Below are 19963 nucleotides of genomic sequence, written 5' to 3' on the forward strand. Positions count from 1 at the left end.
CGCCCACCCTGTGCCTGGTGAACGACTGATCGCCCGCCGTGCCGAAAGGTGCGGCGGGCTTTTTGACTTCCGTATGGAACACCGGCTCGGGGAGGACGTTCGGCTTCTGCAGCATCTTCTCCTGTGAACCAAGCTGCGAGATCGGTGTCCCCTCCCGATCAGCCCGCGTCCTTCCCCTCCGTAGGGCGCGGCGTGGCTTGGTCATCGCTTTCCCGATGACGCGATGTCCGGCCTATTACACGAAGCAGGACAGACTTAGGTCCCGTCTCAGATCAGACCGAAGCCCAACCAAGGAACGTTTGCGGCTGCCTCAGGTTTGAGTGGACCGGGCGCAAAGAGGATCCCGTCCATCGCAAGAGATCTCACATAAAGGAGAAAGCTATGAGAATGCGTCTTTCCACTGCAGTCGCAGGGTTTCTGCTGCTGGCAGGTATCGGCGCTGCTGCCGCTCAGGACGTAATCATCGAGCCCGAGCAGGAGACCGTCGTCAGGGAATATGTGAAGAAGCAGCCGCTCGCATCGGTGAAAATCCCAGGGGTAGAGCTCAATATCGGCTCAACCCTGCCCGATACAGTCGAGCTTCATGAAGTTCCCGACACCAAATACAGTTACGTGGTGGTCGACGACCGGACCGTTGTCGTTGATCCAGGCACACGCAAGGTCATCAAAGTCATCGAATAACCTAAGCGACTGGGAGGACAGCTCGCCGTGCCGGAAGGTGCGGCGGGCAGCCAGCAACGGAGGAATGTGATCATCGTGTCGAACCGTGAGATTGGAGCATCCAAGGCACTCCGAATGCGCGTGACCGACCTCAACAAGAGGATGCGCGGCGCGCGGATTACCGAGAAGGAACTGAAGACCTTTCGAAAGGTCGCAGCCGTCATGGAGGACGGCAAGGGTAGAATTGATGCCGACGATTTGATTGCCGCATCCTTCGTCGAGACGCTGGACTAACCAAGCCGCCTTTAAGATATCCAGAATGCGAGGCGCTGCAATGTCCCTCTCTCCCAGCCTATTTTCTGTTGGCCTGACTTTCCAATGCCCGCAGTGCAACTTCACCGTCATCAAGAACGGCAGTTGGTTTCAGGTCGTTTCCCATTACAAGTGCGAGGGATGCGGACGCGAGATCCGGATTACCTATCCCGACAAGATTGGTATCTTCCAGAAGCACGCGCACTTGGCCGCTCCCACGCCAGGAGCGCGGTAGATGCGGGCTGCCCCCGCGGGCGGCCCCGGGTCGGAGAGTTTGGTCAGTGTGCCGCGGCAATACTTCGCGGCCTCGGTCAGGGTTGCCTGATGGCTGCCGCGCTTGTGGATCACCTTCGACACCTGCTCCGGCGTGATGCATAATCATCGTCCGCTGACACTTTGTGGCGATCGCGGAAATCCCTCGAGATAGGAATCCCAGCATAGCCCGCGCTCCTCCTCAGAGCGCGGGCCGCAGCTCCCGATCTTCAGCGGCGGGCTAGATGGGGGATAGGCCCACCGCTCCCCATTCAACTGTTAAGCAACCGCTTATCTTCCAGGCGCGGTTCTGATCTCGCCCCGGATGTTGTTGGGAAAGATGTCCGTTTTTTCTTCCGTGATTTCGTTTTTTCTGATTGTTTGTTGCATATGCCGCTTTTGGGGGAAGCTTGGTTATGCCCGTTCAACGAAAGGCCGAGGCTGTCGGGATTTTCAATTCATCCGAGCTGGCGCTGCTTGGTCGCGTGTTCGATCGCTTGAAGGTTGACCACCAATCGGAACAACAACGTGAAGTGCTCGCGTCCCGAATTATTGCCAACTACATGGCCGGAGTGGTGGACGAGGAAGAACTTCTTTCAGCTTCCAAACAGCCGCTGGGACGGTAAGCGGCTGCGCCGCCGAATCAAACACATCCTTCCAACCGCCGGTTGGTAGACGCGACGCAGCCGGCAGCCTACGATTTTTCACGATCCGCGCACCGGGCAAGTCCCGACCCACCCCGCGCTCGGTGACCGCTTGATCGCCCCGTCGCTCTCCTGTGCGGCGGGTTTTTTTGTTTCCTATGGAAATACTGGCATTCGCGCTGAGGGCCGGGCCGGTGACCCGCAAATACGTCGGCGGTGGCATCGTCAGCGTCAATCACGAGGATTTTTGGGACAAGGGCTAAAGCGGACATCTCAGATCCCATACCTCAGGGCAATGAAGACCACCGGTGCAAAGATCAGGAAGATCGCCATTACTATAATCACGGCAAGGGCCAGGCGCTCTGTTCGCCTGACAATGGCAGCGACCTCGTCGTCGCTCGACGAGATGAGATCAACCACCGAGAAATCTGTTGGGTTAGGAGTTTGATTGTCATTTGCGGGTCGGCTTGCGACCTCATCGACATTCTGTCTGCTCTGGATAAGGGTCACAGTACTTTCCGCTGTTAGAGTGTCATATCGGGTGCCCGCCGATGGTGCACGTACAGCGGGCACCCGGTGAACCACCGATGAAGGGACTTTGCTCGGCGGCCCAATACCAATGCAGTGGTAAGGTCCTGGTTGCCGGCCCTCAGCCCTCTGTCTTTGACCCAAAGACTTCAGTCTTGCCGCATCTCGGACCAAAGCCCAGCGGAGGAACGAAGTGCCCGCCGGTCCCGTTTGCCGACAGTAATAATTCAGAGATAGGAGAGGTAGTCATGGCTGACGGTCCAACCGTTGTTAACTCAGGCGGAAATGGCGCCGGTACTGCTGTCGCCGTCGTTCTCGCAATCATCGCAATCGTGATCCTGCTATTGTTCACTGGCGTTATCAACATCAATGGCGGGGGCACCGGAAAGGACATCGACGTAAAGGTCGAAGCGCCCAACGTTGAAGCGCCTACGGTCGAAGCGCCCAAGGTCGAAGCGCCAGCCGCGCCCGCTCCGGCGAAACCGGCCGAACCTGCTCCAGCCGCGCCCGCTCCGGCAGCACCTGCTAACGGCGGCTGAAGGACGCCTTCATGGGAAAGGTCCGCAACCTACAGCTCCGCTATTCGGAGGCCCGAGGCCGCGATCGTGGCGGCTTCACGGTTTGAGAGGATATCGGACGTCGGGCCTGGGCTTGATGAAAACGTTCTGTGTGGAGGGCGAGGCGTCCACACTCTGCAAAGAGCGCAGCGAACAGGAAGCCGTTCAACGGAGTTTCAATCCTTTGGCGGGAACCAGCCAAGGAACATCGAGCGCTCTGGAAACGCAGTCCAAGCGCCCCCTGGCCGCGTCCAAAGGGGATGAAGCGGCCTGTCGCGCAATGGGTCGAGCCGGTTCTGCGCCATGACATAGGTGACAGATCGCGCTGCGACACGGCGCGTGAACCCGTGTCTTTTTTCAGGTATCACCGATCGTCCGCACGCCTCGCAGATAAGATTCGCCGACGTCGCGGGCACCTCCTGTGTGCTTGCGTTCATTCCATGTCCGCAGTGAGGAGGGGCGTTGGCGGGCCGTGTTCGCCAATGGCGGGGCAGGGCGGATCTGAACGGGGGTTTTCCACGAATGACATTGATGGCTGCGGCGGCATTGCTGATCTTGATCCTGACCTATGCCGGCGTCGCAATCGGCAGGATACCTGGCTTGCGCCTCGACCGGGCAGGCATTGCTTTGCTCGGCGGCGCGGCGATGATCGCCATCGGCGCGCTCAGCCTGGAGGACGCCTACCGCGCGATCAATTTCGACACCATCACGCTGCTGCTCGGCATGATGATCGTCGTGGCGCATCTGAAAGTGTCGGGCGCTTTCCGCGCACTCGGCGCCGTCGCCATCGAGCATGCGCACGCGCCATTCATGCTGCTGGTGATGGTGACGCTGCTGACCGGCGTTCTGTCGGCGTTCCTGGTCAACGACGCGATCTGCCTGGTCATGGCGCCGATCGTCGTCCACGTCACCCGTGTCATCAACCGCAACCCGATTCCCTATCTGATCGCCACCGCCACGGCGTCGAATTGCGGCAGCGTCGCCACCATCACCGGCAATCCCCAGAACATGGTCATAGGCGCGCTGTCGGGGATTTCCTATCCGGCCTTCTCGGCGGCCCTGGCGCCCGTCGCCCTGTTTGGCCTCGTCGCCGTCATCGTCATCGTGCGCATCGTCTACCGGGCCGAATTCGCGCGCAAGGCCGAGCTCAGCCCCGAAGTCTATCGCGGCCGCATGCTGCCGGGACAGGTGCTGAAGGCGGTGGTCGTCTGCATCGGGCTGGCGATCGCTTTCTTTGCCGACGTGCCGGTCGCCAAGGCGGCGCTCATCGGCGGCGCCATTCTTCTGGTGACCCGCGCCATCAAGCCGGCGCGCATCTATCGCGAGATCGACGGGCCGCTGCTGTTCATGTTCGCCGGCCTGTTCATCGTCGTCGCCGGCGCCGAGAAGACGCTGCTCAGCCCTGACATCATCGCCTCGGCCAAAAACCTCGGCCTGGACGATGTCTGGCGGCTATCCGGCTTCACCGCGGTGCTGTCCAACATCATGAGCAACGTTCCGGCCGTGCTGGCGCTGCGGCCATTCATACCCGGCCTGGAAAACCCGGAGCGCGCCTGGCTGATCGTCGCGATGAGCTCGACGCTGGCCGGCAATTTCACGCTGCTCGGCTCGGTCGCCAATCTGATTGTCGCGGAGCACGCGCGGGTCTCCGGCACAACTCTGTCGTTCGCCGCCTTCTTCAAGGTCGGCCTGCCGCTGACGCTGGTCACGCTGCTTGCCGGAACGGCGTGGCTGGCGCTTGGGTTTTAGCCGGCACGGATCGTCGCGGCAGCAATCCTTCGTCAGGCGCTGTCTTGGGATCTCGCCCGAACGAGCATGGCAGCGGCGTGTCCGGCTGCCTCGATATAGTCGGGGTTGCGGTGGATCAGCATGATCGAGAACGCGCCATCCATCAGAAGGACGATTTCGCGCGCCAGGGTTTGTGGCTCCAAAATGCTGCGGCCTGACATTTCGCCGGCCAGCCATTTTTCGAAATTCGCCTTGTGTCGCGACCCGACCTTGATCGCCGGGTGTCCGGGCATGGCGGCGAGCTCCGCGGCCGTTCGCAGGAAACCACATCCTTTCCATTTGGGATGGCGTGCCACGCGTGCCAGATTGGTGAAGATCGCCTCGACCTTGCGATCGGGACCGCCTTCGGCGGCGTCGAACCAGCCGGCCATCTGCTTCAGATTCGGCTGGTCGCGGCCATCGAGATAAGCGGCGATCAGGTCGTCCTTGCTCTTGAAATGATAGTAAAGCGTGCGCTTGGTGAGGCCTGCCTTTTCGGCGACGGCATCGACGCTGACGCGGCCAATCCCTTCAGCATAGAACAGCTTCGTCGCGGCATCGACAATACGTTTGCGGGTAGGGCTGAGCTCTTGGGGCATGGGGCAATGTATACCGACTAGTGAATATACAAGCAATCGAGAGCCTGATCCTTTCCTGTTCCTGCCACCGCATGCTGGAAAGGAAGCCAAATGACCGGACTTGTCCTGAGCGAGGTTCGCGACGGGGTTGCCGTCCTGACCCTCAATCGCCCTGAAAAACTCAACGCGCTGAACTACGCCCTGATCGACCGCCTGCTGGCCATCCTCGACGCTATCGAGGTCGATGGCTCCATCCGGGCAGTCATCCTCACCGGCGCTGGCGAGCGGGCGTTCTCGGCGGGCGGCGACATCCACGAATTCTCGGCAAGCGTGGCGCTTGGCGCCGATGCCGCCTTGCGCGACTTCGTCATGCGTGGGCAGCGATTGACGGCCAGACTGGAAGCGTTCCGCAAACCCGTCATCGCCGCGGTCAACGGTCTTGCCTTCGGCGGAGGTTGCGAAATCACCGAGGCCGTGCCGCTCGCCATCGCCAGCGAACGTGCCTCGTTCGCCAAACCCGAAATCGTTCTCGCAATGCCGCCGACGTTCGGCGGAACGCAGCGCCTGCCGAGGCTGGCCGGACGCAAGCGGGCCCTCGAGTTGCTGCTGACAGGGGAGGCGTTTTCGCCGCAGCGCGCACTCGAACTCGGCCTCGTCAACCAGGTGGTTCCACACGACGACCTGATGCCGGCAGCACTTGACCTGGCTCAGCGAATTCTGCGGCATTCACAGCTGGCGGTCGCCAGCATCCTCACCGCAGTTACGCGCGGCATCAACCAGTCCATCGCGGAAGGGTTGATGGTTGAGGCCGAACAGTTCGCTCGCATGGCGCCGACCGCCGATCTGCGCGAAGGGCTCGATGCCTGGATCGCGCGCCGCGAGCCAAGCTATTCCGGTTCGTGGACGCGCACTGCTGCGGGTGAGTGAGGCACAAGGGGACATATCGCTGGAGCCGGTTCCGGAGATATTCGAGGCGTTCGATTGCGGAGAAGCCCTGATCGGACTATTTGGCGCGGGTGGGCCAGAACGCCCAGATCAGCAAAGCCGCCAAGGCCAGCCAGAGCGCCACGATAAAGAACATTCCCGTCCTGCTTTGCGGGTGTTTTTCGAGCGCGGCAGCCCGCGCTCGAAACTCGTCCATCAGCGGCGGCGGAACAAGCCTTATGGCCAGGATTACGCCGAGCGGCACGATGATCAGGTCGTCGAGATAGCCGAGCACCGGGATGAAATCCGGGATCAGGTCGATTGGGGAAAGCGCATAGGCGGCCACCATCCCCGCCACGAGTTTCGCGGACCAGGGCACCCGAGGATCGCGCGCTGCGAACCACAGGGCGACGACATCAAGCTTGATGTCGCGCGCCCGGCGCTTTGCCGTTTCCAGCCATGCTTTCATAGGGTTACTTTAGCACAGATTGTCCGCCGACGTCCGAGCGGCGGTTGCTGGTCGAAGAAAGACCTAGACTAAGGCCCGTGGCGCATCCCAAACGACGCGTGGCGCTCTAATGTTCCGACGGTTCGGTGCCGCTCGCCGGCTTCTCGCCCGAAACATAGGCGTCGAGAAAGTTCTGCGAGGCGACATCGTCGGCGAGGCTCCTCAGCTTTTCGGCCGCGGCCGCCCCCAAAATCGCCTCGACGCGCCTGTTGGCCTCGACCCACACAACATATGCCTGCTGGTATCGCGCTTTTCCGAGCGGCGTCAGCACGGCATGCTTCGTTCGCCGGTCGTGGGCATCCTGGCGGACCTCGACCAGACCGTCGCGCACAAGCGGCCGCAACGCGTGCGTCAGCGCTGAAATCTGGATCGCCAGGCGGGCGGCGAGGACCTGCAGCGTCGGCCCGTCCTCGCCATAAACGGCCCCGAGCCCGTCGATCTGGCCGAGCAGAAGCGTTTGCGTTGACGTCAGCCCGGTTGGGACGAGCGCCACGTCATACAACTGGCCAAGCCGCCGCGCCGCACGACGCAGCGACGAATTGATGCAGACGAAATCGTTCGGCATGCCGGGCGCTTCCGCGTCGGGCTCGTCCCGACTTTCGAGCGATGCAAACGATTCGACCGTTTTTCCCATCTTCACAAAATAGTTGAGTGCTGAACCATTGCAATAGGGCAGAGATTTGGCTAGTTGGTTGAGCACTCAACATTTGAGTGCTCAACTTTAGGAGATGACCCATGTCGAACTCAGCTTCCAAGCCGATCGCCGTCGTTACCGGCGCCTCCGCCGGCATCGGCGCCGTCTATGCCGACCGCCTCGCCGCCCGTGGCTATGATCTTGTGCTCGTGGCGCGACGCGCCGAACGCCTGAAAACCCTCTCAGCGGAGTTGTCGCGGGCCTATGGCGCCAAGGTCGAGGTGATCAGCGCCGACCTGACCAAAGAGGACGGCTTGGCGCGCGTCGAGAAGGTGCTCGCCACCAACCCCGCCATCACGCTGCTTGTGAACAACGCCGGCAACGGAACGCTTGGATCGACGATAAACACGTCCGACGAGAATGCCGCGTCGACGATCGCGCTCAACATCACGGCGCTGACGCGCCTGACCCGAGCGGCGCTGCCGGCATTCCTGTCGCGCAACGCCGGGGCGATAATCAATATAGCCTCGGTCATGGCGCTGCACTCGCTGCCGATCACCTCCCTCTATAGCGGCACCAAAGGCTATGTGGTGAACTTCAGCCGTGGCCTGCAGGAGGAGCTTGCCGGGACCGGCGTCAGGCTGCAGCTCGTTCTTCCAGCTGCGACCGCCACCGAATTCTACGAATTCGCCGGCATGCCGCTTTCAGCGTTCGACCCGGCAGTGGTGATGACCGCGGAAGACATGGTCGACGCGGCCCTGGCAGGGTTCGATCAGGGTGAAGCCATCACGCTGCCGTCAGTCCACGACCGTGCGCTGTGGGAAACCTACGACGCCGCCCGCGCCACCCTGTTCGCCGCGACACAAACCGGCGAACCGGCGCCTCGCTACCAGGCGGCTTGACGCCGCCGGACCGCGCTGCGCGCAGGGCGGTCTCCGCTGGCATGGCTAGGGCGACGCCACCGTCAGATGGCCTTTCATGTTGGGGTGGAAGCGGCAGAAATAGTCGACCGAACCCGCCGTCTTCAGCGTCAGGCTCGCCGCCTTCTTCGGCGGGATCATAGCCTCCCAGCCGCCCTTGACGGTCGCCGTGTGGGCGAACACGTCCTTGTTGACCCACTCGATCGTGTCGCCGACCTTCGCCTCGATGCTTGCGGGCGAAAATACAAGCTTCTCGATCGTCACCTCAATCGTGCCGGCCTTGGCTGGTGCGGCACCAATGGTTAGCGCCAAAGCAACCCACAGATGCCGTTTCGACGCCGTCGGTGCTGTTCTCATTTCAGCTTGCCGGCGACATGTTCGGCATGCTGTTCATGGCCCTGGAATAGCTTCAGGCCGGTCTCCAGCAGGCTCTTCAGTTCGGCATTCTCGGCCGAGGGGATCAGCAGGGTTTTGAGCGCGCCGTTGACCTGCTTATGGTAGGCGACCTCGTTGGCGACATAGGCCTTGTCGAAGGCGGCGCCGTCGAGTTTGGCGAGCTTGGCTCGTTCCTCGGCCGCCGCCTCGGTCAGCGCCTTGCTGGTGGCGTTGTCCTCCGGCGTCAGTTTGAGCTTCTTGACCAAGTCAAGCGCTTGTTTGTTTACGGCTTCATGGTCTCGCACCATATCTTTGGCGAAATCTACAACCTCTTTGTTCTTCGATTTCTCCAGCGCTTGTTTGGCCGCCTCGACGTCAAGCACGCCGGCTGTGTAGGCGATGTGGGCGATCTGCGGGTCGGTCGGCTTGTCGGCGGCTTGCGCCAACGGCGCTGCGCTGAGCAGGAAAAGCGCTGCCAGTGCGGTGGTCGATCGAATAAACATGACGTTCTCCTTCGCCGGATGCGGTTGGCTCCGGGCATTTCAGTTGACGATGATTGGATGCCGGGCGGGGGCAAACGTTCCCGGGAATTCGGGAAAAATCAGTCTGTAAAGCCAAGCCGCTGCATCAACGCGGCGGTCAGCCGTTCACACCGGCGGCCGGCGAAGGGGAAGGCATTGAGCAGCACCGGGCCGATCTGATCGTCCAGCGCCTTGCGCACGAGGGCGCGGGCGCGGTGCAGGCGGCTCTTGACGGTTTTGGGCCGCACATCAAGCAGTTCGGCGGTCTCCTCGATGCTGAGACCCTCGATCACCCGCGCCACGAACACTGTCCGGTACACATCGGGAAGCCGATCGGTCGCCCGTTGGACAAGCTCGAGGATTTGCCGTTGCGCCATCGTCCGCTCCGGATCGTCGCTGGGATCGAGGGGAAATTTGATGATTTCGGCGTGTGGAGTTTGCGGCATGGCTACCGTTCGCCGTCTTTTGCGCAAGCGCCCAAGCGCCTCATTGATGACGATGCGCGACAGCCATGTGGCGAGCGAGGATTCCCCGCGAAAATCCCCGAGATGGGCAAAGGCCTTGACATAAGCCTCCTGCACGATGTCTTCAGCCTCGCTGTCGTTGCGAACGACGCTGCGGGCGATACGATAGAGTCGCTGGTTGTGCATCTTGATAATCGTGCGGAAGGCTCCGCCCTCCCGTGCCAGCGCGCGGCCGACAAGCTGCATCTCGCCAGCTGCGGCAGGCATGACGGTCAAGACAGCCGACATGACCGGTTTCCTCATCGCAAGCCAATCTCCTGACCGGAAGCAAATCCTCCGATCGAAACATTGGACGGCCTAGCCGGGAAAAGGTTCCCGACATTTTCCGGCAGCCGGCGGCCGGCAGCGACTACGCTACCGCTTCCGCCAGCAGCCTGTCTGCAGTTTGCGTGCGGGCCGTTGCGGCCAGCAGATCGGTCTGCGTGATCAGGCCGAGGATGCGCCTGTTGTCGTCTATGATGACGACGGCGTGGCTGCGGCCGTCGGTGAGCACGGGTAGGAGGCCCATGGCAGGCGCGCTCGCCGAGGCGGTTGCCACGGCCTTTGTCACGCTTTTCACCGTATCCGAGGCCCACGCCAGTTCTCGCAGTCCGACGGCGCCAACAAGCCTGGCCTCCGAATCGACGACCGGCAGCGTCCGGATGTTGTGGGCGAGCAGCAAATGACGTGCCTGGTCGGCGCGAGCGTGTTCATCGACCGAAATTACATGGCACGACATGATGTCCCTGCACAGCAAGGTCCGGTGCGTACGCACCATCGCTTGCAACTCCACCTGCCGCAGCAGCCGTTCGAGATCGTTGCGGTCGATGTCGAATGTCTCCTCCAAGGTACCAAGCGCAGCATCGATGTCCTCGGGCCGGAAGCCGATACGCTCCTGAGCGGGTGGATCGATGGTGCCGTGGCTGTTTTTTGGCGCGGCCACCGTCACATGTGGATAGGTCCGTCGCGACAACTTGTGAAAGCCGTATCCGAGCGCGACGAGCACGATCGAGTTCAAGGCCACCGGCACGAAAGGAAACAGGAAGCCGGCACCGATGACGGCCGGTCCGCCGATCACAGCCGTCAGGGCGGCAGCCCCACCTGGTGGATGCAGGCAGCGGGTGAACGACATGGCGGCTATGGCCAATGACACCGCAATGCCCATCGCAAGGATGGGCTCATGCACGAAATACGCCACGAGCACGCCGACGAGCGCCGATATGGTGTTGCCGCCAATGATCGACCAGGGTTGCGCCAACGGGCTCGCCGGCACCGCGAACAAAAGCACGGCCGAGGCACCCATCGGCGCCACGAGCAGCGGCACATGCGGGCCGCTACCGAGCACCAGACCGCTGATCGCGCCGGTCAACGCAATGCCGATCGTCGCACCGATACAGGCGATGATCCGCTCGCGCAGCGTAGCGCCGGCAAGTATTGGGACAAAGAGGCGAAAGGCCATGGTACTGACAACTCTGGTGGCGAAACTGGGTTTGGGACGTGCCGCTTGCGGCTGATGGCCTCGCAATGAGGCCAGAATGTTGGATTTGAAAGCCAAACCGATCCGGAAAATCACAGCTTCGGGAAATAATCTTGCTGATGCGGCCGAGACCCGGCGCATGCAGGGCCGCTGCGGCGGCAGTTCCCCGCTTATGCCGCCTTCGCCGCGGCGAGACCGCGCGCAAGATCGGCCTTGAGGTCATCGACGTCCTCGAGCCCGATCTGCAGGCGCACCAGCGGGCCGTCATAAGGGCCCTTGGCGACGACGCGGTCGCCGAGGAAGACCGGCACCGCAAGGCTCTCATAGCCGCCCCAGGAATAGCCGAGGCCGAATATCCTGAGCGCGTCGAGGAAGGCATGCTGCTGTTTCTGGCCGCCGCCCGCAAGGACGATCGAAAAAATGCCGCTTGAGCCGCAGAAGTCGCGCTTCCAGAGATCATGGTCGGGATGGCTGGGAAGCGCTGGATGCAGCACGCGCCCTACGCCCGGCTGGCCCTCCAGCCAGCCGGCGATATCAAGTGCGCTGCGCTGATGATGGTCGAGGCGCACGCCCATGGTGCGCAGGCCGCGCAGCACCTGATAGACGTCGTCCGGCCCGGCGCAGCAGCCCATCGTGTAGAAGGTCTCGCAAAGCTGTTTCCAGCAGGCCTTGTTGGCCGATGCGGTGCCGAGCAGCACGTCGGAATGGCCGGCCGGATATTTCGTCGCCGCATGGATCGAGATGTCGACGCCGTGGTCGAGCGGGCGGAAGTAGAGCGGCGTCGCCCAGGTATTGTCCATCATGACGATCGCGCCGGCGGCGTGTGCCGCGCTGGCGATGGCCGGTATGTCCTGCACCTCGAAAGTGTTGGAGGCCGGCGATTCGGTGAACACGACCCTGGTGTTGGACTTGATCAGCGCCGCTATGCCGGCACCGGCATGCGGATCGTAATACTCGACGTCAACGCCCAGGCGCTTCAGCATCGTGTCGGCGAAATTGCGGGTCGGATGATAGACAGAATCGACGATCAGGACATGGTCGCCCGCCGACAGGAAGGCTAGCAGCGGCACCGTCACCGCCGCCAGGCCAGACGGCACCACAATTGTGCCGGCCGAGCCTTCCAGCCCGTCCATGGCGCTGGCAAGCGCGTCGGTGGTCGGTGTGCCGCGCGTGCCGTAGGTGTATTTCTGGCTGCGTGCCGCCATTGTCGCCGCGTTGGGATAGAGCACGGTCGAGGCATGCACCACCGGCGGATTGACGAAGCCGAAATAGTCGTGCGGATTGTTGCCCGAGTGGGCAAGCCGTGTGTTGATGCCCATTTCGTTGCCGTCTTTTGTCATTCGCTTCGCCTCTGATCAAGCGCTAGCCATAGTGCGGCGGCATTGGCCGCGCAACCGCCCGACGCTCGCCAGGCGGCGGACTTCGGATATACCAATTGATCCATGGCAACTCAGGAATGCGCAGCCTTCCGAAGGCGAATTTCAAAGGCCCCAGCCCCGATTTGCGTTGGCCGGATTTTGCCGGCTTTGTTCGCACGGCTGACTAATTTCCAGGCGTGTTTGTCTGCAATTCGGGCATTTGCGGCAATTGGTTTTCAATCTCTTTCGGTTTCGGTCATTTTCCTTGACCTCACAGGAATAATCGCCTTCGATGCAGTTCGTGAATGGGAGGCAGCGCGTTGGTTGCGATGCGGGGTTCCGGGAATGGGCCGGAACGGGAAGCTGCATTCACACCGAAAAAAAGTCAGGTTCGCCTGAAAAAAACAGAAAAGGGTCTGTGGGTTATGAAACACATTGCAATCGGCATTCTGGGCGCCGCCGCGCTTGGATTGGTGGCTTCGGCCGCGTCGGCGGCCACGCTCGACGACGTCAAGGCCAAGGGCTTCATCCAATGCGGCGTCTCGACCGGTCTGGCCGGCTTCTCGGCGCCGGATGACAAGGGCGACTGGCAAGGCATCGATGCGGATTTCTGCCGCGCTGTCGCGGCCGCCGTTTTTGGCGATGGCACCAAGGTCAAGTTCACGCCGCTCAGCGCCAAGGAACGCTTCACCGCGCTACAGTCAGGCGAGATCGACATCCTGTCGCGCAACACCACCTGGACCATCAACCGCGATACGGCGCTTGGGCTGAACTTCGTCGGTGTCACCTACTATGACGGCCAGGGCTTCATGATCAACGCCAAGAAGCTGCCGGGCGTGAATTCCGCGCTGCAGCTTTCGGGCGCGGCAGTCTGCGTGCAGAGCGGCACCACGACCGAGCTCAACCTTGCCGACTATTTCAAGTCGAACAAGATGGAGTACAACCCCGTCGTCTTCGAAAAGCTGGAAGAGGTCAACGCCGCCTATGACGCCGGCCGTTGCGACGTCTACACCACCGACCAGTCCGGCCTCTACGGCATCCGCCTGACGCTTGGCGCACCCGCCGACCACGTCGTGCTGCCCGAGATCATCTCCAAGGAACCGCTCGGACCGGCCGTGCGCCAGGGCGACGACCAGTGGTACCACATCGTCAAATGGACCTATTTCGCGCTATTGCAGGCAGAGGAACTCGGCATCACCAAGGCCAATGTCGAGGAGATGAAGGCCTCGGACAATCCCGAGATCAAGCGCGTGCTCGGCCAGGAAGCAGACACCAAGATCGGCACCGATCTCGGCGTCTCCAACGACTGGGTCGTCAACATCGTCAAGGCAGTTGGCAATTACGGCGAAATGTTCGAACGCAATGTCGGTTCGGGCAGCCCGCTGAAGATCGCGCGCGGCATCAACGCGTTGTGGACCAAGGGCGGCCTGCAATACGCTCCGCCGATCCGCTGATCGAAATGTGATCCGGAAGGCAGCTTTCCTGCCTTCCGGTTTCTCTTTCCAGGGGATGGTCGAATGGCATCGCAGGAAATTCTTCGCGAGGAGCCAAGCCGCGGCTCCTTTATCAATGATCCGAAGGTCCGCGGCATATTCTTCCAGGCGGTGGTCGTCATCGTGCTGGTGGCGTTGGTCTGGTGGATCGTCCAAAACACCATCGACAATCTGACGCGCCTGCGCATTGCATCAGGCTTCAGCTTCCTCAGGGGCCGCGCGGGCTTCGACATCAGTGACAGCGCCATCGCTTATTCGTCGGATTCGACTTATGGCCGCGCCATTGTGGTCGGCTTCATCAACACGCTCATCGTTGCCGGCGCCGGCATAATCACCGCCACCATCATTGGCTTCATCCTCGGCATCGGCCGGCTTTCGCACAACTGGCTGATCCGCAAGATCTGCATGGTCTATGTCGAGGTCTTCCGCAACATCCCGCCGCTGCTGGTCATCTTCTTCTGGTATTCCGGCGTGCTTTCGGTGCTGCCGCCGCCGCGCGAAAGCATCAATTTGCCATTCGGCTCTTTTCTCAACCAGCGCGGCTTCTACTTTTTGCGTCCGATCTGGGGCGAAGGCTCCTGGCTGATCCTGGTCGCTCTGCTTCTCGGCATTGCCATGGCGTGGTTCGTCGCCCGCAAGGCGCGTCAGCGGCAGATGGCGACCGGCCAGCAGTTCCCGGTGTTCTGGACATCGGCGGCTCTGATCGTCGGCTTGCCGTTGCTGGCCTACGCGCTGAGCGGCTTCCCGCTGAGCTTTGACTATCCAAAGCAATCAACCTTCAACCTGACTGGCGGCTTTCAGGTCAAGCCGGAGTTCCTGTCGCTCTATTTGGCGCTGTCCTTCTATACGGCGGCCTTCATCGCCGAAATCGTGCGGGCCGGCATCATGGGCGTCAGCAAGGGTCAGACCGAGGCAGCCGGCGCGCTCGGGCTTCGCCCGGGATCGATCCTGCGGCTTGTCGTCATCCCGCAAGCCATGCGCATCGTCATTCCGCCGCTGACCAGCCAATATCTGAACCTGACCAAGAACTCTTCGCTCGCCATCGCCATCGGCTACCCCGACCTGACGGCGACGACCGGCACGGTGCTGAACCAGACCGGCCAGGCGATCGAGTGCGTGCTGATCATGATGGTGGTCTATCTCGCGCTCAGCCTGTTGACGTCGGCGATCATGAACGTGGTCAACGCCAGAATGGCGCTGGTGGAGAGGTAGGGACATGCAGGAGCACGACCTTTCCTTTGTCCGCGTCGAAATGGCTCTGGCACAGTCGGCGCCGTCAAGCGAGCGCGGCCTGGGCGCCTGGATACGCAAGAACCTGATTGCTTCGGCCGGCGACACGATCATGACCATCATCGGCATCGTGCTGGTCGCGATGATCCTGCCGCAACTGATCAGCTGGGCCTTCATCAACGCCCAATGGACTGGCACGGACCGCACGTTTTGCGCCACGGTGGCGCAGGGCGGCATCCAGCCGGACGGCTGGTCCGGCGCCTGTTGGGCCTTCGTCAACGCCAAGTTCGGCCAGTTCATGTTCGGCCGCTATCCAATCGATGAGCGCTGGCGGCCGATCCTGGTTGCCATCCTGTTCGTGGCACTTCTGGTGCCGCTGCTGATCCCGAAGGTGCCGCGCAAGGGGCTGAACGCCATTTTGTTCTTCGGGGCGCTGCCGATCTTTGCCTTCATCCTGCTGGTTGGCGGCGTGTTCGGCCTGCCGCATGTCGAAACCTCGTTGTGGGGCGGGCTTCTGGTGACGCTCAGCCTGTCCTTCGTCGGCATTGCCGTTTCGCTGCCGCTCGGCATCGTGCTGGCGCTGGGCCGGCGATCGAAGATGCCGATCGTCAAGATGCTGTGCGTCATCTTCATCGAGACGGTGCGCGGCATCCCGCTGATCACCGTCCTGTTCATGGCCAGCGTCATGCTGCCGCTGTTCCTGCCGGCCGGCGTCAGCTTCGACAAGTTTCTCAGGGCACTGATCGGCGTGTCGCTGTTTGCCGCTGCCTATATGGCCGAAGTGGTGCGCGGCGGCCTGCAGGCGATCCCCAAGGGCCAGTATGAGGGGGCGGATTCGCTCGGCCTCGGCTACTGGCAGAAGATGGGCCTGATCGTGCTGCCGCAGGCGCTGAAGTTGGTCATTCCGGGCATCGTCAACACCTTCATCGGCATGTTCAAGGATACCAGCCTGGTTTCAATTATCTCGATGTTCGACCTGCTCGGCGTCGTCAAACAGAATTTTTCCGACGCCAACTGGGCAACGCCGCAGACGGCCAGGTCCGGCCTCGTGTTCGCTGCCTTCGTCTTTTGGCTGTTCTGTTTCGGCATGTCGCGCTATTCGATGTTCACGGAACGCCGGCTCGACACCAGCTACAAACGCTAAGAACAAAAAAGGGAACCTTCCATGGCCACAGAAAATGCAGTCAGCGCGGAAGAGATCAAGGTCAATGCCGCCAAGATGCAGGTTTCCACCACCGATGTCGCCATCGACATCATCGCCATGCACAAATGGTACGGCGAATTCCATGTCCTGAAGGACATCAACCTGAAGGTGATGCGCGGCGAGCGGATCGTCATTTGCGGCCCTTCGGGCTCCGGCAAATCGACGATGATCCGCTGCATCAACCGGCTGGAAGAGCACCAGAAGGGTAAAATCTTCGTCGACGGCAAGGAATTGACCAACGATCTGAAAAAAATCGACGAGGTGCGCCGCGAGGTCGGCATGGTGTTCCAGCACTTCAATCTGTTCCCGCATTTGACCATCCTGGAAAACTGCACGCTGGCGCCGATCTGGGTGCGCAAGACGCCGAAGAAGCAGGCCGAGGAAATCGCCATGCACTTCCTCACGCGCGTCAAGATCCCGGAACAGGCCAACAAATATCCCGGCCAGCTTTCCGGCGGCCAGCAGCAGCGCGTGGCCATCGCCCGCTCGCTGTGCATGAACCCGCGCATCATGCTGTTCGACGAGCCGACCTCGGCGCTCGATCCGGAAATGATCAAGGAAGTGCTGGAGACGATGGTCGGCCTCGCCGAAGAGGGCATGACCATGCTCTGCGTCACCCACGAGATGGGCTTTGCGCGCAAGGTCGCCAACCGGGTGATCTTCATGGATCAGGGCCAGATCGTCGAGCAGAATACGCCGGCCGAGTTCTTCGACCATCCGCGCCACGAGCGTACAAAACTGTTCCTGTCGCAGATCCTGCACTGATCGCTCTCGCGCAAATCGAAAAAGCCCGGCCGAAACCCGGCCGGGCTCTTTTGCGTCTGAGCTGTCAGCCGGCGATCGAGAGCCGATTGCAAGACCGTCGCCCATGAAGAAGCCATCCCTCATTGGGCGTTTTCTCGCCATTCCGGTGGTGGCGATCGTGCTCGCCGTGATGCTGGGCACGTTCATTCCACGGCCGCTCTTGCCGGCGGCGGCCGCAGATCCCATCGCCACCAGGCACATCCTGGTGCTGAAAAATCCGATCCACACCGATATCGCCATTCCGGTCGACGACGATGTGCGCAAGCGCTTCCATTTCCTGGTCGATGGCGGCATTCCCACCGACATGGCCGAAGTCCGCTACATCGTCTTCGGCTGGGGCGGCCGCGCCTTCTATCTGGAGACGCCGAGCTGGTCGGAGCTGAAGACCGTGCCGGTGATGAAGGCGCTGACCCTTGACGCTTCGGTGATGCATGTCGATGTCGCCGGCAACATTGCCGAGCCGCACCCCGACGTTGCCGGCTTCGACATCGCCGAGGAGCGTTTTGCGGCGCTGCTCGACTTCATCGCCGCGAGTTTCCAGCAAGGGCCGAACGGCCCGATCCTGATCGAGAACGCCGCCTATTCCAGGTTCGATCGCTTCTACGAAGCCAACGGCCACTTCAACGCGCTGGTCGGCTGCAACACCTGGACCGCGGCTGCTCTGCGTATCGCCGGCCTGCGGACAGGCTGGTGGAATCCGCTGTCGGCCACGCTGGACCTATCGATAAGGATTTACAATTGAGAGTTCCGGGCAATCAGTCGGCTTGGCATTGCTGAGTGGGGCAAAAGCGCCTCATTCCTTCGCGCCCCCCTCTGTCCTGCCGGACATCTCCCCCACAAGGAGGGAGATTGGCAGTTTCGGCGCTGCGCTTCATCCTGCAACGTTGGAGATTGGCGAAAGCCGAGGTGGCGGCCGATCTCCCCCCAAAGTGGGGGAGATGTCCGGCAGGACAGAGGGGGGCGCTGTCCCGCCAGCCTATCGAGCTTTCATCGCCGATCGCCAGAGTCCGGCGCCTGCCAGCCATAGAGCCAGTCCAAATCCGCCGCGAGCTTTTCGGGCGAGCGCAGCTTCAGGAACAGGTTGCGCGCGACCGCCACCGGCCCGGAAGCGTGCCAGGCAAAGCGGTTGACGGCGCCGCGGCGGGCGACTTTGGCGATGCGCGGCCGCCGCATTTTTTCCCAGGCAGCAAGCGCGCCCCATGGATCGGCGGGCGAGGCGGCGATAAAGCCGGCAAGGGTTGCGGCATCCTCGACCGCCATCGCCGCGCCCTGCGCCGCAAACGGCGTCATCGCATGCGCCGCATCACCGATCAGCGCGATACCGGCGGGCGTCGTCCATGGCTGTGCCTGGTCAACAGTATGGATCGGCCATGCCGTCCACAGGCCGGCATCCTCGGCAAGCCGGGCCAGTGCTGCCGCCGTGCCACGCATGGCGCCGACGAGGATTTCGGGGTCGGCGTGGCCCGACCAGCCCTCGGCGATGATCTCGCCCCTGGTGAAGGCGGCCAGATTGAACGCCGCGCCATTGCTGACCGGATAGGCGACGAGGTGGAAGCCGGGATGCAGGAAGGCGGTCACGCAATTGGCGGCGCCAACCGCCGCAACGGCTTCTCCCGCGACACTGTCTGCGCTGACCGTCGCGCGCCAGGCAAGCTCGCCCGAAAACCGGCTTTGGGCGGCAAATCCGCCGAAGGCACGGATCGCCGACCAGACGCCGTCGGCACCGATCAGCAGAAAGCCGTCGGCTTCGATGGTCTTGCCGGCAATCTCGACTGTTGCCGTGGTATGGTGCGGTCCTGCCGCGACGCCGCCGACGCGCGCTCCGGTGACGAGACTGATGTCCGGCTGTTCGGCAAGGCGCGCCATCAGCGCCTCTTGCAGATCAGCCCGATGAGCGACGAGATAGGGCGCCTGCCAGCGCCTTTCGGCTGCTTCGCCAAGCGGCACCCGCGCCAGCTCGCGCAGCGTGGCGGCGTCCTTGAGCACGACCGCCTCCGGCCGCACCGCCGCCGGCAACAGCCGGTCGAGCACGCCGAGCTGGCGAAGGATGCGCGTCGCGTTGGGTGAGAGCTGGATGCCGGCGCCGGCCGCTTCGAGGCGCGGCGCCTGCTCAAACAGCCGCACCAGATAGCCGCGCTCGGAAAATGCCAGCGCCGCAGTCAGTCCGGCGACGCCGGCTCCGGCGATGACGACCTGCCCGGACCGCGTGTCGTCCATAGGGATGACGTGCGCGTCAGGCGGCCTGGTCGATATACAGGCATCCCGCAGGCTGCGTTTCCGTCGCCTTCAGCTTTGGCGAATAGCGATAAAGCGTCGAGCAATAGGGGCAGACCTTTTCATTGTCGTCGCCCATGTCGAGAAACACATGCGGATGGTCGAAAGGCGGATTGGCGCCGGTGCACATGAATTCCTTGACGCCGATGTCGATCGCCGCATAGCCCGCATCGTTCTGGAAATGGGGAATGGAACCGCCTGCCATCGTCGTCTCCTAAATTTGCCGCATGACCTCGGATCATGCGCAAAATCAAAATTCTACCGCGTCCTTTGCGCGTCCAAAGGACGCGCTGCGCTGTACCTGGATTGCATCTGGATCATAAGCTGTCTCTTTGCAAGATCGATGAAATCAAACTGTCGTAAAAGCCTGTCACAGGATAAGCTAAGCCGGTTAAGGCATGGCCGCGAAAATCGAATTCGGTTTCGCTGGGGATCATGCG

General features: G+C 62.0%; 24 protein-coding genes. 12 read left to right on the top strand and 12 right to left on the bottom strand.

Annotation, left to right across the window (positions count from 1 at the left end):
- The first annotated feature begins 381 nt into the window (after positions 1-381).
- Positions 382-681: a DUF1236 domain-containing protein gene (locus tag EOC94_RS30330; protein WP_126107088.1), complete on the top strand. Its 300-nt coding sequence runs from the start codon at positions 382-384 to the stop codon at positions 679-681.
- 75 nt (positions 682-756) lie between these two features.
- Positions 757-954 carry a hypothetical protein gene (locus EOC94_RS30335; protein WP_127295235.1) on the top strand — a complete coding sequence of 66 codons (198 nt, stop codon included), beginning with the start codon at positions 757-759 and terminating at the stop codon, positions 952-954.
- Positions 955-1012: 58 nt separating this feature from the next.
- On the opposite strand, the gene EOC94_RS34245 is transcribed toward EOC94_RS30335, so the two are convergent.
- Positions 1013-1177 carry a hypothetical protein gene (locus EOC94_RS34245; RefSeq protein ID WP_164547239.1) on the bottom strand — a complete coding sequence of 55 codons (165 nt, stop codon included), beginning with the start codon at positions 1175-1177 and terminating at the stop codon, positions 1013-1015.
- A 463-nt stretch (positions 1178-1640) separates the two neighbouring features.
- Here EOC94_RS34245 and EOC94_RS30345 point away from each other — a divergent pair, with 463 nt between their 5' ends.
- Complete coding sequence (locus EOC94_RS30345) at positions 1641-1850, top strand: hypothetical protein (RefSeq protein ID WP_127295191.1); 210 nt, start codon at positions 1641-1643, stop codon at positions 1848-1850.
- A 291-nt stretch (positions 1851-2141) separates the two neighbouring features.
- Here the strand turns inward: EOC94_RS30345 and EOC94_RS30350 are convergent, their stop codons facing one another.
- Positions 2142-2378, bottom strand: a complete 237-nt coding sequence (locus EOC94_RS30350; protein WP_126107085.1) for a hypothetical protein — start codon at positions 2376-2378, stop codon at positions 2142-2144.
- A gap of 266 nt (positions 2379-2644) precedes the next feature.
- Here EOC94_RS30350 and EOC94_RS30355 point away from each other — a divergent pair, with 266 nt between their 5' ends.
- Positions 2645-2935 (top strand): hypothetical protein, encoded by a 291-nt coding sequence (locus EOC94_RS30355; protein ID WP_126107084.1) that lies wholly within the window; start codon positions 2645-2647, stop codon positions 2933-2935.
- A 540-nt stretch (positions 2936-3475) separates the two neighbouring features.
- Positions 3476-4702, top strand: coding sequence for an anion transporter (locus EOC94_RS30360; protein WP_127295193.1), 1227 nt, complete (start codon positions 3476-3478; stop codon positions 4700-4702).
- A 32-nt stretch (positions 4703-4734) separates the two neighbouring features.
- Here the strand turns inward: EOC94_RS30360 and EOC94_RS30365 are convergent, their stop codons facing one another.
- A complete protein-coding gene (locus tag EOC94_RS30365) occupies positions 4735-5319 on the bottom strand; it encodes a TetR/AcrR family transcriptional regulator (protein ID WP_126107081.1) in 585 nt (194 codons plus the stop codon).
- A gap of 90 nt (positions 5320-5409) precedes the next feature.
- On the opposite strand from EOC94_RS30365, the gene EOC94_RS30370 reads away from it, so the two are divergent.
- Entirely contained in the window at positions 5410-6225 is an 816-nt protein-coding gene (locus tag EOC94_RS30370; protein ID WP_095489310.1) for a crotonase/enoyl-CoA hydratase family protein, read from the top strand.
- Between the two features lie 76 nt (positions 6226-6301).
- Here the strand turns inward: EOC94_RS30370 and EOC94_RS30375 are convergent, their stop codons facing one another.
- Together EOC94_RS30375 and EOC94_RS30380 are read right to left on the bottom strand one after the other, a co-directional pair.
- On the bottom strand, positions 6302-6691 hold the full coding sequence (locus tag EOC94_RS30375; RefSeq protein ID WP_127295195.1) for a YkvA family protein: 390 nt from the start codon (positions 6689-6691) through the stop codon (positions 6302-6304).
- A 106-nt stretch (positions 6692-6797) separates the two neighbouring features.
- Positions 6798-7295: a MarR family transcriptional regulator gene (locus tag EOC94_RS30380; RefSeq protein ID WP_245465688.1), complete on the bottom strand. Its 498-nt coding sequence runs from the start codon at positions 7293-7295 to the stop codon at positions 6798-6800.
- Positions 7296-7465: 170 nt separating this feature from the next.
- Between EOC94_RS30380 and EOC94_RS30385 the strand changes: the two genes are divergently transcribed.
- Positions 7466-8266: an SDR family oxidoreductase gene (locus EOC94_RS30385; protein ID WP_127295197.1), complete on the top strand. Its 801-nt coding sequence runs from the start codon at positions 7466-7468 to the stop codon at positions 8264-8266.
- A gap of 45 nt (positions 8267-8311) precedes the next feature.
- Here EOC94_RS30385 and EOC94_RS30390 read toward each other — a convergent pair whose 3' ends face one another.
- The 5 genes from EOC94_RS30390 to EOC94_RS30410 all read right to left on the bottom strand — a co-directional run bounded on the left by EOC94_RS30390 (position 8312) and on the right by EOC94_RS30410 (position 12500).
- Positions 8312-8641, bottom strand: coding sequence for a cupredoxin family copper-binding protein (locus tag EOC94_RS30390; protein ID WP_095489306.1), 330 nt, complete (start codon positions 8639-8641; stop codon positions 8312-8314).
- Positions 8638-9162: a DUF4142 domain-containing protein gene (locus EOC94_RS30395; RefSeq protein ID WP_127295199.1), complete on the bottom strand. Its 525-nt coding sequence runs from the start codon at positions 9160-9162 to the stop codon at positions 8638-8640. Before EOC94_RS30395 ends, EOC94_RS30390 begins: the two co-directional genes overlap by 4 nt.
- Before the next feature lie 98 nt (positions 9163-9260).
- Positions 9261-9932, bottom strand: coding sequence for an RNA polymerase sigma factor (locus EOC94_RS30400; RefSeq protein WP_127295201.1), 672 nt, complete (start codon positions 9930-9932; stop codon positions 9261-9263).
- A gap of 121 nt (positions 9933-10053) precedes the next feature.
- The gene (locus tag EOC94_RS30405) at positions 10054-11142 is read right to left on the bottom strand and encodes an HPP family protein (protein WP_126107077.1); all 1089 of its coding nucleotides are present in this window, start codon (positions 11140-11142) and stop codon (positions 10054-10056) included.
- A gap of 188 nt (positions 11143-11330) precedes the next feature.
- Positions 11331-12500, bottom strand: coding sequence for a cystathionine beta-lyase (locus tag EOC94_RS30410; RefSeq protein ID WP_127295203.1), 1170 nt, complete (start codon positions 12498-12500; stop codon positions 11331-11333).
- 443 nt (positions 12501-12943) lie between these two features.
- On the opposite strand from EOC94_RS30410, the gene EOC94_RS30415 reads away from it, so the two are divergent.
- The 5 genes from EOC94_RS30415 to EOC94_RS30435 all read left to right on the top strand — a co-directional run bounded on the left by EOC94_RS30415 (position 12944) and on the right by EOC94_RS30435 (position 17991).
- Positions 12944-13972 carry an amino acid ABC transporter substrate-binding protein gene (locus tag EOC94_RS30415; protein WP_095489302.1) on the top strand — a complete coding sequence of 343 codons (1029 nt, stop codon included), beginning with the start codon at positions 12944-12946 and terminating at the stop codon, positions 13970-13972.
- A 63-nt stretch (positions 13973-14035) separates the two neighbouring features.
- Positions 14036-15223 carry an amino acid ABC transporter permease gene (locus tag EOC94_RS30420; protein ID WP_126107076.1) on the top strand — a complete coding sequence of 396 codons (1188 nt, stop codon included), beginning with the start codon at positions 14036-14038 and terminating at the stop codon, positions 15221-15223.
- Positions 15224-15227: 4 nt separating this feature from the next.
- Entirely contained in the window at positions 15228-16385 is a 1158-nt protein-coding gene (locus tag EOC94_RS30425) for an amino acid ABC transporter permease (protein WP_126107075.1), read from the top strand.
- A gap of 21 nt (positions 16386-16406) precedes the next feature.
- Positions 16407-17210 carry an amino acid ABC transporter ATP-binding protein gene (locus EOC94_RS30430; RefSeq protein ID WP_095489299.1) on the top strand — a complete coding sequence of 268 codons (804 nt, stop codon included), beginning with the start codon at positions 16407-16409 and terminating at the stop codon, positions 17208-17210.
- A gap of 103 nt (positions 17211-17313) precedes the next feature.
- Positions 17314-17991 (top strand): TIGR02117 family protein, encoded by a 678-nt coding sequence (locus EOC94_RS30435; RefSeq protein WP_127295205.1) that lies wholly within the window; start codon positions 17314-17316, stop codon positions 17989-17991.
- A gap of 245 nt (positions 17992-18236) precedes the next feature.
- Here EOC94_RS30435 and EOC94_RS30440 read toward each other — a convergent pair whose 3' ends face one another.
- Positions 18237-19466: an FAD-dependent monooxygenase gene (locus tag EOC94_RS30440; RefSeq protein ID WP_126107073.1), complete on the bottom strand. Its 1230-nt coding sequence runs from the start codon at positions 19464-19466 to the stop codon at positions 18237-18239.
- 16 nt (positions 19467-19482) lie between these two features.
- The gene (locus tag EOC94_RS30445; RefSeq protein WP_029354249.1) at positions 19483-19728 is read right to left on the bottom strand and encodes a zinc-finger domain-containing protein; all 246 of its coding nucleotides are present in this window, start codon (positions 19726-19728) and stop codon (positions 19483-19485) included.
- Between the last annotated feature and the right edge of the window lie 235 nt (positions 19729-19963).

It is taken from the genome of Mesorhizobium sp. M6A.T.Ce.TU.016.01.1.1, assembly GCF_003997065.1.
Classification (GTDB): domain Bacteria; phylum Pseudomonadota; class Alphaproteobacteria; order Rhizobiales; family Rhizobiaceae; genus Mesorhizobium; species Mesorhizobium mediterraneum.

What these genes read in the sequence shown, in the direction of transcription:
- EOC94_RS30440 (WP_126107073.1), bottom strand. Translation starts at nt 19,466, where the DNA reads ATGGACGACACGCGGTCCGGGCAGGTCGTCATCGCCGGAGCCGGCGTC.
- EOC94_RS30375 (WP_127295195.1), bottom strand. Translation starts at nt 6,691, where the DNA reads ATGAAAGCATGGCTGGAAACGGCAAAGCGCCGGGCGCGCGACATCAAG.
- EOC94_RS30345 (WP_127295191.1), top strand. Translation starts at nt 1,641, where the DNA reads ATGCCCGTTCAACGAAAGGCCGAGGCTGTCGGGATTTTCAATTCATCC.
- EOC94_RS30365 (WP_126107081.1), bottom strand. Translation starts at nt 5,319, where the DNA reads ATGCCCCAAGAGCTCAGCCCTACCCGCAAACGTATTGTCGATGCCGCG.
- EOC94_RS30390 (WP_095489306.1), bottom strand. Translation starts at nt 8,641, where the DNA reads ATGAGAACAGCACCGACGGCGTCGAAACGGCATCTGTGGGTTGCTTTG.
- EOC94_RS30360 (WP_127295193.1), top strand. Translation starts at nt 3,476, where the DNA reads ATGACATTGATGGCTGCGGCGGCATTGCTGATCTTGATCCTGACCTAT.
- EOC94_RS30385 (WP_127295197.1), top strand. Translation starts at nt 7,466, where the DNA reads ATGTCGAACTCAGCTTCCAAGCCGATCGCCGTCGTTACCGGCGCCTCC.
- EOC94_RS30395 (WP_127295199.1), bottom strand. Translation starts at nt 9,162, where the DNA reads ATGTTTATTCGATCGACCACCGCACTGGCAGCGCTTTTCCTGCTCAGC.
- EOC94_RS30430 (WP_095489299.1), top strand. Translation starts at nt 16,407, where the DNA reads ATGGCCACAGAAAATGCAGTCAGCGCGGAAGAGATCAAGGTCAATGCC.
- EOC94_RS30355 (WP_126107084.1), top strand. Translation starts at nt 2,645, where the DNA reads ATGGCTGACGGTCCAACCGTTGTTAACTCAGGCGGAAATGGCGCCGGT.
- EOC94_RS30405 (WP_126107077.1), bottom strand. Translation starts at nt 11,142, where the DNA reads ATGGCCTTTCGCCTCTTTGTCCCAATACTTGCCGGCGCTACGCTGCGC.
- EOC94_RS30370 (WP_095489310.1), top strand. Translation starts at nt 5,410, where the DNA reads ATGACCGGACTTGTCCTGAGCGAGGTTCGCGACGGGGTTGCCGTCCTG.
- EOC94_RS30400 (WP_127295201.1), bottom strand. Translation starts at nt 9,932, where the DNA reads ATGTCGGCTGTCTTGACCGTCATGCCTGCCGCAGCTGGCGAGATGCAG.
- EOC94_RS30445 (WP_029354249.1), bottom strand. Translation starts at nt 19,728, where the DNA reads ATGGCAGGCGGTTCCATTCCCCATTTCCAGAACGATGCGGGCTATGCG.
- EOC94_RS30435 (WP_127295205.1), top strand. Translation starts at nt 17,314, where the DNA reads ATGAAGAAGCCATCCCTCATTGGGCGTTTTCTCGCCATTCCGGTGGTG.
- EOC94_RS30410 (WP_127295203.1), bottom strand. Translation starts at nt 12,500, where the DNA reads ATGACAAAAGACGGCAACGAAATGGGCATCAACACACGGCTTGCCCAC.
- EOC94_RS30330 (WP_126107088.1), top strand. Translation starts at nt 382, where the DNA reads ATGAGAATGCGTCTTTCCACTGCAGTCGCAGGGTTTCTGCTGCTGGCA.
- EOC94_RS30425 (WP_126107075.1), top strand. Translation starts at nt 15,228, where the DNA reads ATGCAGGAGCACGACCTTTCCTTTGTCCGCGTCGAAATGGCTCTGGCA.
- EOC94_RS30380 (WP_245465688.1), bottom strand. Translation starts at nt 7,295, where the DNA reads ATGCCGAACGATTTCGTCTGCATCAATTCGTCGCTGCGTCGTGCGGCG.
- EOC94_RS30420 (WP_126107076.1), top strand. Translation starts at nt 14,036, where the DNA reads ATGGCATCGCAGGAAATTCTTCGCGAGGAGCCAAGCCGCGGCTCCTTT.
- EOC94_RS30415 (WP_095489302.1), top strand. Translation starts at nt 12,944, where the DNA reads ATGAAACACATTGCAATCGGCATTCTGGGCGCCGCCGCGCTTGGATTG.